Origin of the sequence: Microcystis sp. M31BS1, assembly GCF_020245285.1 — a bacterium.
Classification (GTDB): domain Bacteria; phylum Cyanobacteriota; class Cyanobacteriia; order Cyanobacteriales; family Microcystaceae; genus Microcystis; species Microcystis panniformis.
The window spans coordinates 1-15,419 of the sequence record NZ_JADBVE010000374.1; the positions used below are offsets into that span (position 1 = coordinate 1).

Sequence of the window (15,419 nt, forward strand, 5' to 3'; positions counted from 1 at the left end):
CAAGCTTTTCTGGTCGGAACCCCCTAAGCCGAGTTTTCAAGGTGCTGCGCCGTCCACTTGGTTTTCGAGACTGGCCTTTTAATTCTAACGTAAAGCCAACCTAGAACGGCGGGGTTTCAGACCCAAAATTTCCGATGAGTTAATTCGTGTTGAAAGATGCGCGCGACAAAATCCCTGAAAAGTTGACGGATTTCGCGACCATTGCGATCGCAATAGGCCACCTCGATCCACTGATGACGGGGGACAAAACCGCGTAAATTGGGGACACTGAGGCAACCTTCCCAACCCTTGACCATTTCCTCGCTGACCCGCAAAATGCGAGGATTAATCACGGCAGTGGGTGGCATCATCGGAGCGTCGGGATAACGAGGATTGGGACCAGAAGCAACGATAAACAGACGCAGAGACCGAGCAACTTGGGGCGCGGCGATTCCCACCCCGTGGGCAGCTTGCACGGTGGTAATCAGGGAATCGATCAAATTTTGACAGTCAGCATCGAGAAGATTATCGATCGCTGCTGCTTTTTGCTGTAGAATTGGATTTCCTAATTGGGTGATTGTTAAGTACCTAAGCAAAATTAATTACACATATCTAACCACCTCTTGCCTCTTGCCCCTTGCCTCTTGCCTATCTTCACTAGGAAATTAATTTTGCACGACTACTTAAAACTTGCGTCATCTGTCTAAAGATTAATTGTTTCGCTCTGAAAATCATTTTATCTTGAGGGGAAAAATCTCGCTAAACTGATAAGGTTTCCCCGCAGCAGCACTAGAGCAACTTTGTTAATCAAAATTAACCGTGGATAGGCGTTGGGTTTCATGCTTCAACCGTTCGGCAAAAGCTCACGGCCGAAGCCCAACCTACGTTCATCTTATATTTAATTCCACCCACCCACTTAATCAAAATTAACCGTGGATAGCAGCACCCAACAACTTTGGCATCATCTCCTAGAGCGTCTAAAATTACTATTATCCCGTCCCGCTTTCGAGACTTGGTTTCAAACGGCGACGGTTAAAGAATGGCAAAACGATCGCTTAGTAATTCAGGCTGCCAATCCTTTTATTCTTAACCATCTTCAGAAAAATTATCTGTCAACAATTGCCGAAGTAGTGGAGGATATCGTCGGTTATCCCGTCGAGATTCAACTAACGGCACAACAGGGCGATTTAATCGCTATTTTCCAGCCTAACAGTAGCTTAGAATCAGAATTACCCCCCAGTAATCAACTTAACCCTAAATATAATTTTTCCCGTTTTGTTGTCGGCCCAACTAATCGCATGGCCCATGCGGCCGCTTTAGCGGTGGCGGAATTACCCGGACGCGAATTTAACCCGCTTTTTCTCTGTGGTGGGGTGGGGTTAGGTAAAACCCATTTAATGCAAGCGATCGGTCATTATCGTCTAGAATTATATCCTCAATCCAAGGTTTTTTATGTATCGACGGAACAATTTACTAATGATTTAATCACCGCTATCCGTCAAGATAGTATGGAAAGTTTTCGTAATCATTATCGTCATGCCGATATATTATTAGTGGATGATCTGCAATTTATTGAAGGAAAAGAATACACTCAAGAAGAATTTTTTCATACCTTTAATACCCTGCACGAAGCGGGAAAACAGGTGGTTTTAGCCTCCGATCGCTTGCCCAAACAGATTCCCAGTTTACAGGATCGTTTAATTTCTCGCTTTTCTATGGGATTAGTGGCCGATATCCAAGCACCAGATATCGAAACTCGCATGGCAATTTTACAAAAAAAGGCCGAGTACGAAAATCTGCGTCTCCCAAGAGAAGTTATCGAATATATTGCCGTTAATTATACTTCTAATATTCGCGAATTAGAGGGGGCATTAATCCGAGCTACTACTTATATTTCTATCTCCGGATTGCCGATGACGGTAGAAAATATTGCGCCGGTTTTAAATCCACCAATGGCCAAAATTTCCACTTCTCCCGATATTATTATGGCGGTAGTAGCGGAAAAATTTCAACTCTCGATCGCTGATCTAAAGGGAAATTCCCGCCGGCGAGAAATTAGTTTTGCTCGACAGATTGGGATGTATTTGATGCGTCAACACACGGATTTAAGTTTACCGCGCATTGGCGAAGAATTTGGCGGCAAAGATCACACCACCGTTATTTATAGCTGTGATAAAATCAACCTTTCCCAACATCAAGATCGACAATTACAAGAAATCTTAGCCCAACTAATCGAGCGAATTAACTCCCTCAGTCGCAATCAGTAGTCGGGGCGAATTATGAATTATAAATTGGGAAGTGGGAAGTGGGGAGATGGGGAGACCACTGCGTGCGCGTTGCGGGGGGAGATGGGGAGATGGGGAGATGGGGAGTATTTTCAGTGAACTGAAAACTCACATCTGAAAACTCACATCTGATAACTGATAACTGATAACTGATAACTGATAACTGATAACTGATAACTGATAACTGATAACTGAGATTAACTACAGGGGAATAAACTGGCAATTGTAGCGAGGAGACGAGAGGTCATGGGTAAACTATCGATCACCATAGCTGTACATAATAACATCATGTAAAGAATGGAATATTTAAACAGCGATCGAGCCATGTCTCGATCAAAAGGATTCTGTTTTAATTGCCAAGCTTTTTTCAGGAAAACAAACCCTAAAACCAAAGCCGCTAGACCATAAACAACACCACAGGCAGCCAAGGGATAAATCAGGAGGAAAGTGAAAGGAACGACGATTAAAGTATAGAGCCAAATCTGCTCGCTAGTGGCTTCTTCTCCTTTAACTACGGGCATCATCGGGATATCTACTTCCGCATAATCATCCTTGATCATTAAAGCCAAAGCCCAAAAATGGGGAGGAGTCCAAAGGAAAATAATGGCGAATAAAATCCAAGGAATCCAACCGAGATCGCCCGTTACTGCCGCCCAACCGACGAGGGGAGGAATCGAGCCAGCTGCGCCACCGATAACAATATTTTGGACACTATGACGCTTGAGCAGATGGGTATAAATCAGCATATAAAATGCGATACCGGTCATTGCTAAAAATCCGCTCAAAGTATTGACAAAAAAGACAAAAAGTGCTAGGGAAAGGGAGGCTAAAACGAGGGCAAAAATGAGGGCGTGGAGGGGTTGCACGCGACCGGAGGGAATAGGACGGGCGCGGGTGCGAAGCATGGTGTGATCGATGTCGCGATCATAGATGCAGTTTAAGGTTTGAGCGGCGGCGGCGGCGAGAGTGCCACCGAGGAGAGTAAGAAAGAGTAATAGGGGGGAAACCTGACCTTTAGAGGCGATTTCCATGGCAGCGGCCGTGGTAATCAGTAGTAGAGGAATAATTCGCGGTTTGGTGAGTTGATAATAACTTTTAGCGACTTGTAAAAAATTATCGTGGTGGCGAAGGGCTTGAGTTCCAGTCATCGTGATTAAATCCTTAGAGATGGCTTATAAGTAATGGGACAAAATTAACTTATTGGTTAGGATGGGCAATAGGCAAGAGGCGGTTAGATATGTGCAATTAATTGTGTCTAGTTACTTAGGAGCGAAAGAACGATCGCGAAGGGCAAAAGTGGTAAAAGCGACGAGGGTTCCCACCAATAGCGCACCGATGCTGTGGTGGGTAATGGTTAAGGGTTCCACCTGAAGATGCAGTTTCAGGGTGGCAACGCCTAAAAACACCTGTAGGGCGACTAATCCCCCGGCGCTAAAAGCTAGTTTTTTGAGGAGAGGATGGATAGCGGCAGCTCGCCAAGCGAAGAAAACTAGGGTTAACACCGAGATAGTGGCGGGAAAAACCCCGATAATGTGGCTATTCATCACCGGACAGAGTTGGGAAACCGTTAAACACTGATGGGCTGCCCAACGGGAACCGACGAGACCGCCGAGGAGACATTGCAGATAAACTAGACCGGTGGCGACCACTCCCATCCCAGTTAGTTTCCCGACTGTACCGGTGCCACGGTAGGGAGTCAGACAAGTAGCAATGACGATTAGGGTGGAGAAAAAGAGCAAAGCTGTGGCTAAATGGGCGGTTACGATGTCAAATCGCAGTAATTGGGTGACGGTTAATCCTCCTAGTACTCCTTGCAGGAGAATTAAAGCCAAGGCAGCGATCGCAGAGGGCAACAGCCAAGGGGGAAGATGGCGACGATACCACCAAGACAGACCGACGAGAGCGATCGTACTAAACCCGATCAAAGAGGCATCGAGACGATGAAACCACTCCAGAAATACCTGTAGATTCATCTGCTGACTGGGAATCCATTGACCGTAACAGAGAGGCCAATCGGGACAAGCTAAACCGGCGTTCATAACTCTGGTGGCAGCGCCCACTACCATGAGGGCGAAAGTAGCGATCGCAATTTTCCAGACTAAGCGGCGCATCCACACCTGAATATTGCCGGTTTCTCTTAGGGGTGTCGGGTTAAAAACAGATTCGGTCATCGGTTTGCCTGTTCTCAAGGAGTCTGTCATCAAAGAGCCTGGCTTGGTTTGCCAGTTAGTTAAGTAGGTAGGCACAATTATTTGTAGGATGGGTTAGCGGTAGCGTAACCCATGCGGGCGTTGGGTTTCATGCTTCAACCCAACCTACGTTCTTTGTTTGCCAGTTAGTTATCACTGTGAATGAGTTTTTTTACGACAAGTAAAACCTTTTAGATATTCTTTAGATTTCTGGCCATTTCCGTTACATTTGTTTACATAAACTCAGAATAAAACATAAAAATTAGTTATTTTAAATACTTTCCCTGAAAACGATCCCAAAGAAAAGATAAAATTCTCAGAAGATGCTGGTTAAATTTCCCATCTATAGGGGAATCATGTTTTAGCCTTGAATAAGTAGCCACTATTAAAAATATTGAAAAGACCGTGAAAATTCCCAGCAGTATCCTGACGCTTGTACTCGGGATCACCTTAACCTTAATTAGTCTCTGGTATGGCCAAAATCATGGCTTAATGCCTGTGGCCGCTTCCGAAGATGCTCAGGAGATAGATAATATCTTTAATCTGATGATGACCATCGCCACGGGACTATTTTTAATAGTTGAAGGCGTGATCATTTATATAGTGATTCGCTTTCGCCGTCAACCCGGCGATCAAACCGACGGGCCGGCAGTGGAGGGCAATGTCCCCCTAGAAATCTTCTGGACAGCCATCCCGACGGTAATCGTCTTTATCCTTGCCGTCTATAGCTTCGAGATTTATAACAATATCGGCGGTCTCGATCCCTTGATTTCCAAGGGTGACAAAGGAGAAATCGCCCACCACGGTCATCACCACGGCACGATGATGGCCCTGGGCGGCGATCGCAGAGTAGCCCTAGGTATTGGCAATTCCTACGATGGTGAAGGAGTTCCCCCCCTAGTGGTCAATGTTAAAGGTATTCAATACGCTTGGATTTTCACCTATCCCGAAACCGGCATTGTTTCCGGAGAACTACACGCTCCCGTCAATCGTCCCGTGCAACTGAATATGGAAGCAGGGGATGTGATCCATGCTTTCTGGGTTCCCCAATTGCGTCTAAAACAGGACGTTATCCCCGGACAGGAAACGGTGTTATCGTTCACATCCAACCAAATTGGTCAATATCCGATCATTTGTGCGGAACTTTGCGGGGCCTATCACGGCGGTATGAAATCTAGCTTTGTGGTTCACTCCCAAGGGGATTACGACCAATGGGTGCAGGATAACACGATCGCCGAAGTTGACAGCGATCGAACCGTAGCTATGACCGCTAAAGATCGCTCTGATAGTCAATATTTGACCCCCTACACCGAAGAAATGGGCATAAACGGTGAAATCCTCGCCCAAGTTGCCCATCAGCAGCAAATGTAATTTTTCTTGTCATCTAAAATCTTGGCCTTATGACAGCATCAACGGAAATAACCACCCCAGCAACCGTTCCCGAGGTGATCCATCACCGCAAGTGGACGGATTACTTTACTTTCTGCACCGATCATAAAGTCATCGGGATTCAATATCTGGTGACTGCCTTTCTTTTCTTCTTTATTGGCGGTGCTTTTGCGGAAGTGCTGCGGACGGAATTAGCCACTCCTGACCCCGATTTCGTCTCCCCAGAACTATATAACCAATTCATGACCATGCACGGAACGATCATGATCTTTCTTTGGATCGTTCCAGTTGGGGCAGGTTTTGCCAATTATCTCATTCCCCTGATGATTGGGGCGGAAGATATGGCTTTTCCTCGTCTTAACGCTGTGGCTTTCTGGCTTAACCCCCCCGGCGGGCTGCTATTATTATCCAGTTTCTTTGTTGGCGCACCCCAGTCCGGTTGGACTTCCTACCCACCTTTAAGCTTAATTAGCGGCAAATGGGGGGAAGAATTGTGGATTTTGAGCCTTTTATTGATCGGGACTTCTTCGATTTTAGGCTCGATTAATTTCATCACCACGATCCTGAAAATGCGGATTCCTGAGATGGATTTGTACAGTATGCCGCTATTTTGTTGGGCAATGCTGGCCACCTCGACTCTGGTACTGCTTTCCACCCCCGTTCTCGCTTCTGCTCTCGTTCTCTTGTCCTTTGATTTAATCGCCGGCACGAGCTTTTTTAACCCCGCCGGCGGCGGCGATCCGGTGGTTTATCAGCATATGTTCTGGTTTTACTCCCATCCTGCCGTTTATATCATGATCTTGCCCTTTTTCGGCACGATATCGGAGATATTACCGGTTCACGCCCGCAAACCGATTTTTGGTTATCGAGCGATCGCCTATTCCAGTCTCACCATCTGTTTCTTGGGTTTAATCGTTTGGGCCCACCATATGTTCACCAGCGGCACCCCCGGCTGGTTACGGATGTTTTTCATGGCGGCAACTATGTTAATCGCCGTTCCCACGGGCATTAAAATCTTTAGTTGGTGTGCCACTCTTTGGGGGGGTAAACTTAGTCTCAATACGTCTTTATTATTTGGGATCGGTTTCCTGTCTTCCTTCCTCATCGGTGGTTTGACCGGGATTATGTTGGCTTCTGTTCCCTTCGATATCCACGTCCACGATACCTATTTTGTCGTCGGTCACTTCCACTATGTACTATTCGGTGGTACGGCAATGGCCCTGTTTGCTGCCGTTTACCATTGGTTCCCAAAAATGACCGGACGGATGTATAACGAAACTCTCGGTCGTATCCACTTTGTTCTCACTTTTATCGGTTTGAATTTAACTTTCATGCCAATGCACGAATTGGGATTATTGGGGATGAACCGTCGTATTGCCCTGTATGATGTGCAGTTTCAGGATTTAAATGTTCTTAGTACCGCAGGAGCTTATATTCTCGGTATATCGAGTCTTCCCTTCGCTATTAATATGGTCTGGAGTGCCTTTAAAGGTCAACCCGCCGGTCGTAATCCTTGGCGCGCTTTAACCCTAGAATGGCAAACCTCCTCTCCCCCAATTATCGAGAATTTTGAGGAAATGCCGATTCTTTGGTCCGGCCCCTACGATTACGGTATTGATATGGAAGAATCGGAAGCAGAGGAATCAGTACAGGATCTCCTCGCTGAAGTGGGCGCTGAATCGCAATAATCAGTTATCAGTTATCAGTTATCAGTGATCAGTGATCAGTGATCAGTGATCACTGAAAAAAAGCTTCCCGTCTCCCGTGTAAACTAAGGACATTCAATCATGCAAGGTTCAACGCTCGAAGATTCTCAACTCTCTGTCAATTATCATCAGGAAACGGTGGAACACGGACATCATGGCCACCCGGATCATCGCTTGTTCGGTGTGGTTTTGTTTCTAGTGGCGGAAAGTTCCATCTTTTTAGGATTATTTGCCGCTTTCTTGTTCTACCGTACCATGTTACCCGTTTGGCCCCCCGCCGGCACGCCAGAATTAGAATTAACCCTACCGACAATTAACACGATTATTCTGGTGTCCAGTAGTTTTGTTATGCACATAGGACAAAAGGCGATTAAACAAAATAATAATGCCGGTTTACAATTGTGGTTCGGTATTACTGCCCTGATGGGCATTATCTTCCTTTGTGGTCAAGGATACGAATATTATCACGCTGAATTCGGTCTGACAACTAATGTTTTCACCAGCGCTTTTTATGCTTTAACCGGATTCCACGGTCTCCACGTTACTTTCGGTTTAGTGCTAATTCTATCGGTCCTCTGGCGTTCTCGTCAAAAAGACCACTATTCTAGTCAATCTCATTTTGGTGTGGAAGCGGCAGAATTATACTGGCATTTCGTCGATGTGGTCTGGCTTATCCTGTTTTTACTGGTGTATCTCTTGAGATAATTTTTGTTATTTAGTAGGAGAAAAGGGCGATCAATTTATCGCCTTTTTTTATATATTTTAACTTACCGCAGTTATCCTATAAGTTATCCTAAATCCAGTTATTACAAACTGATTATTTATTCCCCCTGTTGCCTTTTGACTCTTGCCTTTTGCCTTCAGAAGCTGATAACTGATAACCGAGTAACTGATAACTGATAACTGATAACTGATCACTGATAATTAACGACGACCGAATAAACTCCAACCTTTGCCACCACTAACGGCCGGTTCAGCTTTTTCAGCGACGGGAGCAACTTCTGCGGGGGTTTCCTCACCGGAAAGATTAGAAAGATCGTAGTTTTCTACTAGGAAAAGAGACGCTTTTTCAATAGTAGAATAATCCCAGAAAAGGGTAGAAGGTAACTCTTGACCGACCCAATCTTCTAGATCACCCACCATCGTTACTGCATCGATCGAATCTAAACCATAACGGGTTAAAGGTTCAGTCACATTAATCGTTTTGGCATCCAAAGATAACTGATCGGCTAACTGTTTAACTAACCAATTTTGTACGAGATTATTAAGATTGGAGCTGGAGTTCATGGGTTTTTTCCTCGGTAGTTTGTGAATGGGCTAATTGAAAAGGTACGATCGAAAAATGTTGATTTTCTCGATATAATTTCAGCAATTCTTGGGCAACATTTTCTACATACACCTCAGACAGAGTGTAAGGCAGCGGCCGCAGAGTTCGCAGTAATCGGTGTAAACTCAACACCAACCATTCCCCCCGGGCAAAAAATTCACCCAAGATGGAACGATTATAAAGCCAAGTGTGTAAACAAGCAGAAGCAGCGTGTAAAGTACAGTATTTCTTGGCAATCTCGAACAATTCGGGTGATTGGTCGTGACCATACTCGAATTTCGATTGACTAATCTGTTCATCATGAGCATTTAGTTCCTCTAAAACTAAATTACCCAACATCAATAGATTTTCTAATACCTCTGGGTCCACTTCGTCAGAATTTTTCAATCCTTCCAGCATATCAAGGGCAATCTCTAAACCCTGTAGGGAATCATCCATTCCCCGGCCAAATAATTCTAAATTATTGGGTTCAAAGGGAGGAACCGACTTTTCTAGGCTAAAAATCGCCTCTAAACGGGTTTTTAACGCCGACATGGTGTGCGAGTTGCGTTTAGCCCGATATTTGGTTAAAGGACGCAATTGTAGGATTAAAGCATGAAGATTGACGATAGAACTGCCGTCAAACATACTGATAATCGAATTATCCCGCAGTAGCTTCTGGAAGATGCCGAATTCGTGTTCTTCTCGCATATAAAAACGCGATCCCAAGACCACATAAACACTATTAACCATCTCCTCCAGACGGACGGTAACAAAATATTTTACCACCGAAGCCCAGACGCTAAACTGTTCGGGGATAATATGAAAACCTCTCGCAGCCGGAATCGTCTCGCAATCACAAATAAGGATGTCAAGGAAAGCATCCACGAGAGTGCGCCGGGGTTGGGGCAAATCCATCACAGTTTTGTTATAGATTACCCGATTAACGGCAAAACTGAGGGTAGTTCTCAAAGCGGTATCGGCTGCCCCGTGGGAAAAAGCAGCGCACAACATTCGGGTAATCTGGAAACCTTTCAGGGCTAATTCTAAACCGTCTCCCTCCTCGCGTAAACGCATGGAATCGGGGACGAAACAATCTTTAAAACCAATGCCACTCATATCCGAGGCCCGCACGCCATGGGTGTATATTTTCGGCAAATTATAGTATTTTTCGGGGTCTAATTGCCGTTTATCGACCATAAATAGGGTTAAACACTTCGGCCCGCCGTTAGCATCGGTTTTCGCCAAAATAAAGGAAATTCCAGAGATAGTCGCCCGGTTAATCGGCCATTTCTCCCCATTGAGAATATAACCTCCTTCCACCTTCGTCGCGGTTAGATCACCATTGATCAGATCGCTACCGTGTTCCTTTTCCGAGTAACCCAGACACATCGCCCCATAGTCATCCATAATAAAACGGGCGAGCTTCTGTTTCTGTTCTGGGGTTCCCGCCATCCAGTTTAAAAACGACCAGAATAGGGTGGTAAAAGCGATGCCGATAGTTTGATCCCGTCGAGACAGTACCCGCACAAAAGCGACAAATTCCTCAAAAGAGGTAAATTCACCGCCGCAATCGGTGGGAATGTAGTAGTGTTGGAGTTTCCAGTCGTATAACCAGCGAATTTCCTCATGGGGAAATTCTTCGCTCTCGTCAATTTCGATCACCCGCTTGTAGGATAGAGGGTTATCGGGATTGAGAGGATCGCCTAAGTCTTTTTCCAGTGCTTCAGCAGTCCAGTATTGCTTAAGCTTTTTCATAGTGCCTCTAGGACAGATACAATGTGTTTTTCGTCAATGCCTTCGGTTAGAAGACCCGACCATGCACAAAAATTAATGACCATTCTAGACTTTTGGCCGTACAATGGCAACAATTCTTAATTTCCCCTTTACCTTAAATGTGCTAGAAACCAGTCGGGTGGGGTGCTAGACTCCCTCTGCGGTAATTATGCCCAAATTGAGGTGATTAAACCGCACAGTGCGGTATTAGGTTTTATTGAGGCGGTGTTAGACCGATGGAAGTGGGATATTAGGATGGGGGAGGTTGCTCGACCGCAGGGATCGGTATGATTAATAGTTATGCGGCTCGTTCCCTGTTCATACTTTTTCCTTGAATGTAATATTCAACTGGCAGATTACGATTAGAATGTTTAAGGTACAAGTTTTGCTTGCCATAGGGTTTAGAAGTCTAGGAGCAATATGATGATGGAATCAATAGATGAACGGATAGATGCCAAAATTGGTGAGGTTCGTACTGAATCTATCGATCTCAGCTTTGGAGAAATCATCAGTTTATATTCTCAAAAGGAACTGATTATTCAACCAGAATATCAAAGGTTATTCCGATGGTCTAATCAACAAAAGTCTCGTTTAATAGAATCCATACTTCTTGAGTTGCCAATACCACAGATATTTACTATTGAGAACTCAGATGGGGTTTTGGAGTTAATTGATGGCTTACAACGCCTTAGCTCTGTGATTCAATTCATTGATGCCAATGTACTGAATTTCACTGATATAGATGGAGAAAAGCTGAAATCTCTAAAGTTAGAAGGTTGTGATCAGATTTCAGAACTTAATAATCTGACTTTTGAAGATTTATCATTGAGACTCAAGCTTAGGATCAAAAGATCCTCTGTAAGGACAGTAATTATTAAAAGGCAAAGTAATTCTTTTCTGCGTTATGAAATGTTCAAGAGGTTAAATACTGGGGGATCAATTCTAGCTCCACAGGAAATTCGCAACTGTTCTTCTAGGATGTTTGGTGAGCCAGGTATAAAGTTCTATAGGTTTCTCCAAGAAAGATCCTCCTATTCAAACTTTAAGACTTGCATAGATACATTGTCTCAATCAGAAAAAGAACAAAAGGGAGACGAAGAGCTTGTCTTAAGATTTTTTGCCGCAAAAAATGCTCAAGATCTCTTCCGGGGGAGTGTGAGAGATTGGTTAGACACATACATGGAAAATATATTATTTGAAGAAATACAATTTGATTATTCTACTGAAACACAAGACTTTAATAGATTATTTGATTACTTGAGCCAAATTCTCGGCAGTGGTGCTTTTGTTCAATATCGCGATCAATCACCAATTGGTGCTTTAGCTCCAGCTTATTTTGAAGCTGTTACAATTGGCGTGTTTAGGATACTAGAAAGATTAGAGAATCTGGATAATTCTTCTGTTAGGGATGAAATAATCAAAATTGTTCAGTCAAACAGCTTTAAGGATAATATTGGACCTGGAGCTAACTCCAGAACTAAGCTTTCTAATAGAATTGGATGTATTCAAGAAGGTTTAAATAAACTCAGCTTGTGGAGTAATTTTTAATGAGCAACTGGGCGAATGAGATCGAGGCTGATCTCAACTGGAGAGAAGGAGAACTGGCTGCAATTAAAATTCAAATATTAACGACTGATAGGGTTAAGCATCCTGTAAGGTATGAAGCTCTCTTGAGAGCTATTACTACTTTGCTATATGCTCACTATGAAGGTTTTTGTAGATTTGCATGGGATTCATACCTCGATACAATTCAAAGGCAAAATATTAAACGCAATCAATGCCGTGAGGAGGTTATAAAGCTATCGCTAAGGAAGCGCTTTAAAGAACTTGGAGGTGATTTGTCAGCAGATGGAGTTTGGAGCTTTTTTTCCAACGAATTGCCAGCTTTAATTAATGAGAATATTGAATTCAATATTCGCTTAGAAGCAGATAGCAATTTAAAGCCTATGCTGCTTAAAAAGAACTCTACAGATGCTGGTTTATCATGCTCAATGGTGGATCAACATGAGCTTTTACTTAAGACATTAGTAAGCAGGAGAAATAATATAGCTCATGGGCAGAAAGACATAATTCATGATCTGACTGAGTATAACAAGTATGAAAATGCGGCTTTGGAAGCTATGTATGAGCTAGGACTATCTGTAATTGATTGCTTAGATAATCGGAAGTATTTGAAACCATCAAATCCGCCTAGCTCATCATGAAATCTACGCATTTTAAATAGCCATCGCTGTAGGGTGCGTTCCCTGATGTGGCTCCTACTGCCGCATCGATAGTGATTAAACCGCTGACTCATATCATTTTTCAATTATTCCAAAGCGTAATTCTCCTCCGAGAGCGGAATCGCAATTTCAGATGTTAGTCACGACTATTGAAAATTGGTATCAATTGAAGTAAGGTGGGCAATAGCCACCCTATTGTTGTATGGATGTAAGTTGGATTGCAAGCTCCAGTTTTTAACCAGGGAACCAATCTTCATCAAGAATTTTCTCAATTGTCCAAGGACAGTCAACTGGTAAAGTTAATCCACTTTTGCGGCTCGCTTTTCCCAGAGCTTTTTGATAACAATAACCAAACCGTTCTAAGGCATGATTGTAGATTACCTTAGAGCGAAACAGCAGGCTCAATTCCAATCTGAAATTATCTATCTTGTCTGTCCAGTGGGGTAGGTAGTAAGGATGCTTCCAGTAGGCGTAAAGTAGCAGGTGACTGAGGAGTTGAACAAGAAAGCTTTCTGCTTTGTATTTGCGTTCATCAACCATTTCCTCTAATTCCTCGGCTAAAGTTTGCCAATCTAAAGTATTGCGATCAGGCGATCGCAGTTTTGCTGCCTGGTCTTGCAGCCAGGCTACATAGTCTTTTTCATATAGGGTTTCAGCCATTAATTTTACCTCTATACTAATCTTTTTTTGTCCTATCAAAATATAGATCTCATTGTATAGCTCAAGCACCAAGAAAATGCTGGTTATTGAAATATTACATCCCATCATTCAGTCAATAGACCTCTGGTAAAAATCAAAAATTGTTGTTAGGGTTAGTGCGATGCCGAAGGCACTGCGTAGCAGTACGCCATTGCGGTAGGGTGCGTTCCCTAATCTGGCTCCTAGCTGCCGCACCGATAGAGACCCCACAGTGCGGTATTGGGTTTTATTGAGGGGGTGTCGGACCGATGGGGTAGGATAGTAGGACAGAGGAGGAGGCTCGACCGCAGAGAGCGGTATAATTAATATTTAGATGCCTTCATGGCTAACTTGAAGTGAGAGTATATGTTGAAAGGGACTATTTATTTGCATAAGTTCAATTATTTTCTTGGATTGGTTCGAGAGATTGGTGGCTGGGATTTCCTATACCGCTATGTAGTACGAGGATTTTATAAGATAACCAAGCTCAACCAGAAAATGGTTCTATTTAATAATGTAGAAATGATTTTGCCGTACGATAGTCGATTCGGAACGGAAATTTTCCTTAAGGGAAGCAAGTTAGATTGGGGGTCTGAAATTATCCTTCATCGATTCTTAGATATTAATAAAGACTTTATTGATGTTGGAGCTAATATTGGTTATTATAGTTTACTTGCTGCTCCTTCATCTAATCAGGTTTATGCCTTTGAACCCGATCCGAGAATGGTTGAACACTTAAAGAGAAATCTTTCCCAGTTTCAAAACTGTCATGTTCTAGAAGAAGCACTTTTTTCCGAGCCTGGCAGTATGGATCTTAATTTGAACTCAATGCCTGAACTAAATTCGCTGGTTAGGCATAGTCCCCAAGAGAACAAGGTGACAGTCAAGGTAAATACTTTAGACAAATTGATGTCTGATTATCCGTTACTGAGTGTTTCCTGTATCAAAACAGATGCTGAAGGAGCAGACTTCGATATACTAATGGGTGGCAAAAATCTTCTAATTCGAGATCAACCTTTGGTATTGTCCGAAATTTATCCAACAACCAAGCTCCTTGAATTTATTAAATCTATTGAATTTACCTGTTTTGCTTTCGTCAAACCTAAGGAGGAGGATGGAGATAATTCGCGACCAAAATTCATCAAGATTGAAACAAAACCGACAAACTTTCATATTAAGATGATTTTCTTAGTTCCTAATCGGCTCTTGTCAAGGTTTGAAGAGCTAAAAGATGTCTAACACTTCGTCGCTGCGGACGGAACAGAGCTTATTCCTAGCCATCGCTGTAGGGTGCGTTCCCTAATCTAGCTGCTACTGCCGCACCGATAGATTTTTGGGAACGCACCATGCTAATTCATTCGAGCAAGTGATTACAAGCTATAGTTAGTAAAAGTATAGTCAAATATAGACAGACTGAATTCCATTTCAGAAATTCCCTTCACTTTTACTTCGAGAGATTGATTCTCCTTGGGTGAACTACGCACCTCTCTATCCCATAGCGGTTAAACGCATTTGGGAATGCTTTTCGCAAAATATTGTAGGAACCCATGACATCAGATTGAACCAGAATCCCCTTATCTGTACGATATAACCCTCGCGAAATTCTTTTTCCTGAAAAAACGGGTTTTTCAGTTATCTGTCTATAAACGGGGAGAGGATCGTCATTCAAAAAATTAGCAACGGAGGTATAGGATTCTTCTTGAAGAATCACAGAGATTCCTTCTAATTGACATTTATAACTAATCATCTCAATTAATCGAGCATGAGGGATGGTCACAAATTTTTGATTGTTGACTTTTCCTAAGTTCACTCCTTGTTTCCAACCGTCATTTTTCCCAATTACTAAAGTTGTTATCTCTTGGTCAACTAAGAGATTGACTAAATAACGA

The 15,419-nt window shown here is 43.3% G+C and carries 15 protein-coding genes; 7 read left to right on the top strand and 8 right to left on the bottom strand.

Going from position 1 to position 15,419, the window contains the following annotated elements; all coding sequences use genetic code 11:
- Positions 1 to 116: 116 nt before the first annotated feature.
- Positions 117 to 575, bottom strand: a complete 459-nt coding sequence (gene def, locus IM509_RS20935) for a peptide deformylase (protein WP_052277057.1) — start codon at positions 573 to 575, stop codon at positions 117 to 119.
- A gap of 336 nt (positions 576 to 911) precedes the next feature.
- Between def and dnaA the strand changes: the two genes are divergently transcribed.
- Complete coding sequence (dnaA, locus tag IM509_RS20940) at positions 912 to 2,246, top strand: chromosomal replication initiator protein DnaA (protein ID WP_052277058.1); 1,335 nt, start codon at positions 912 to 914, stop codon at positions 2,244 to 2,246.
- Positions 2,247 to 2,256: 10 nt separating this feature from the next.
- Here dnaA and IM509_RS20945 read toward each other — a convergent pair whose 3' ends face one another.
- The 3 genes from IM509_RS20945 to IM509_RS20955 all read right to left on the bottom strand — a co-directional run bounded on the left by IM509_RS20945 (position 2,257) and on the right by IM509_RS20955 (position 4,435).
- Positions 2,257 to 2,487 (bottom strand): hypothetical protein, encoded by a 231-nt coding sequence (locus tag IM509_RS20945; RefSeq protein WP_287717344.1) that lies wholly within the window; start codon positions 2,485 to 2,487, stop codon positions 2,257 to 2,259.
- Positions 2,462 to 3,412 carry a heme o synthase gene (locus IM509_RS20950; RefSeq protein ID WP_016516960.1) on the bottom strand — a complete coding sequence of 317 codons (951 nt, stop codon included), beginning with the start codon at positions 3,410 to 3,412 and terminating at the stop codon, positions 2,462 to 2,464. The genes IM509_RS20945 and IM509_RS20950 overlap by 26 nt, the downstream gene beginning before the upstream one ends.
- Before the next feature lie 111 nt (positions 3,413 to 3,523).
- Entirely contained in the window at positions 3,524 to 4,435 is a 912-nt protein-coding gene (locus IM509_RS20955) for a COX15/CtaA family protein (RefSeq protein WP_081417887.1), read from the bottom strand.
- Between the two features lie 423 nt (positions 4,436 to 4,858).
- Here IM509_RS20955 and IM509_RS20960 point away from each other — a divergent pair, with 423 nt between their 5' ends.
- From IM509_RS20960 to IM509_RS20970, 3 genes are all read left to right on the top strand, one after another.
- Entirely contained in the window at positions 4,859 to 5,824 is a 966-nt protein-coding gene (locus IM509_RS20960; RefSeq protein ID WP_072926726.1) for a cytochrome c oxidase subunit II, read from the top strand.
- A 29-nt stretch (positions 5,825 to 5,853) separates the two neighbouring features.
- On the top strand, positions 5,854 to 7,530 hold the full coding sequence (gene ctaD / locus IM509_RS20965) for a cytochrome c oxidase subunit I (protein ID WP_072926728.1): 1,677 nt from the start codon (positions 5,854 to 5,856) through the stop codon (positions 7,528 to 7,530).
- Between the two features lie 99 nt (positions 7,531 to 7,629).
- Complete coding sequence (locus IM509_RS20970) at positions 7,630 to 8,253, top strand: cytochrome c oxidase subunit 3 (protein ID WP_185236888.1); 624 nt, start codon at positions 7,630 to 7,632, stop codon at positions 8,251 to 8,253.
- Positions 8,254 to 8,472: 219 nt separating this feature from the next.
- Here the strand turns inward: IM509_RS20970 and IM509_RS20975 are convergent, their stop codons facing one another.
- Together IM509_RS20975 and IM509_RS20980 are read right to left on the bottom strand one after the other, a co-directional pair.
- Positions 8,473 to 8,835: an acyl carrier protein gene (locus IM509_RS20975; protein ID WP_002755494.1), complete on the bottom strand. Its 363-nt coding sequence runs from the start codon at positions 8,833 to 8,835 to the stop codon at positions 8,473 to 8,475.
- Positions 8,813 to 10,612 carry an acyl-CoA dehydrogenase family protein gene (locus IM509_RS20980; protein ID WP_185236887.1) on the bottom strand — a complete coding sequence of 600 codons (1,800 nt, stop codon included), beginning with the start codon at positions 10,610 to 10,612 and terminating at the stop codon, positions 8,813 to 8,815. The genes IM509_RS20975 and IM509_RS20980 overlap by 23 nt, the downstream gene beginning before the upstream one ends.
- A gap of 444 nt (positions 10,613 to 11,056) precedes the next feature.
- On the opposite strand from IM509_RS20980, the gene IM509_RS20985 reads away from it, so the two are divergent.
- On the top strand, positions 11,057 to 12,178 hold the full coding sequence (locus IM509_RS20985; RefSeq protein ID WP_287717345.1) for a DUF262 domain-containing protein: 1,122 nt from the start codon (positions 11,057 to 11,059) through the stop codon (positions 12,176 to 12,178).
- Entirely contained in the window at positions 12,178 to 12,834 is a 657-nt protein-coding gene (locus IM509_RS20990) for an MAE_28990/MAE_18760 family HEPN-like nuclease (RefSeq protein WP_185236886.1), read from the top strand. Before IM509_RS20985 ends, IM509_RS20990 begins: the two co-directional genes overlap by 1 nt.
- A gap of 252 nt (positions 12,835 to 13,086) precedes the next feature.
- Here IM509_RS20990 and IM509_RS20995 read toward each other — a convergent pair whose 3' ends face one another.
- Positions 13,087 to 13,512 (bottom strand): DUF29 domain-containing protein, encoded by a 426-nt coding sequence (locus IM509_RS20995; protein ID WP_147069826.1) that lies wholly within the window; start codon positions 13,510 to 13,512, stop codon positions 13,087 to 13,089.
- A 384-nt stretch (positions 13,513 to 13,896) separates the two neighbouring features.
- On the opposite strand from IM509_RS20995, the gene IM509_RS21000 reads away from it, so the two are divergent.
- A complete protein-coding gene (locus IM509_RS21000) occupies positions 13,897 to 14,769 on the top strand; it encodes an FkbM family methyltransferase (RefSeq protein ID WP_052277065.1) in 873 nt (290 codons plus the stop codon).
- A gap of 205 nt (positions 14,770 to 14,974) precedes the next feature.
- Here IM509_RS21000 and IM509_RS21005 read toward each other — a convergent pair.
- On the bottom strand, positions 14,975 to 15,419 hold a 445-nt coding region (locus IM509_RS21005; RefSeq protein WP_287717346.1), incomplete at its 5' end, for an IS200/IS605 family accessory protein TnpB-related protein.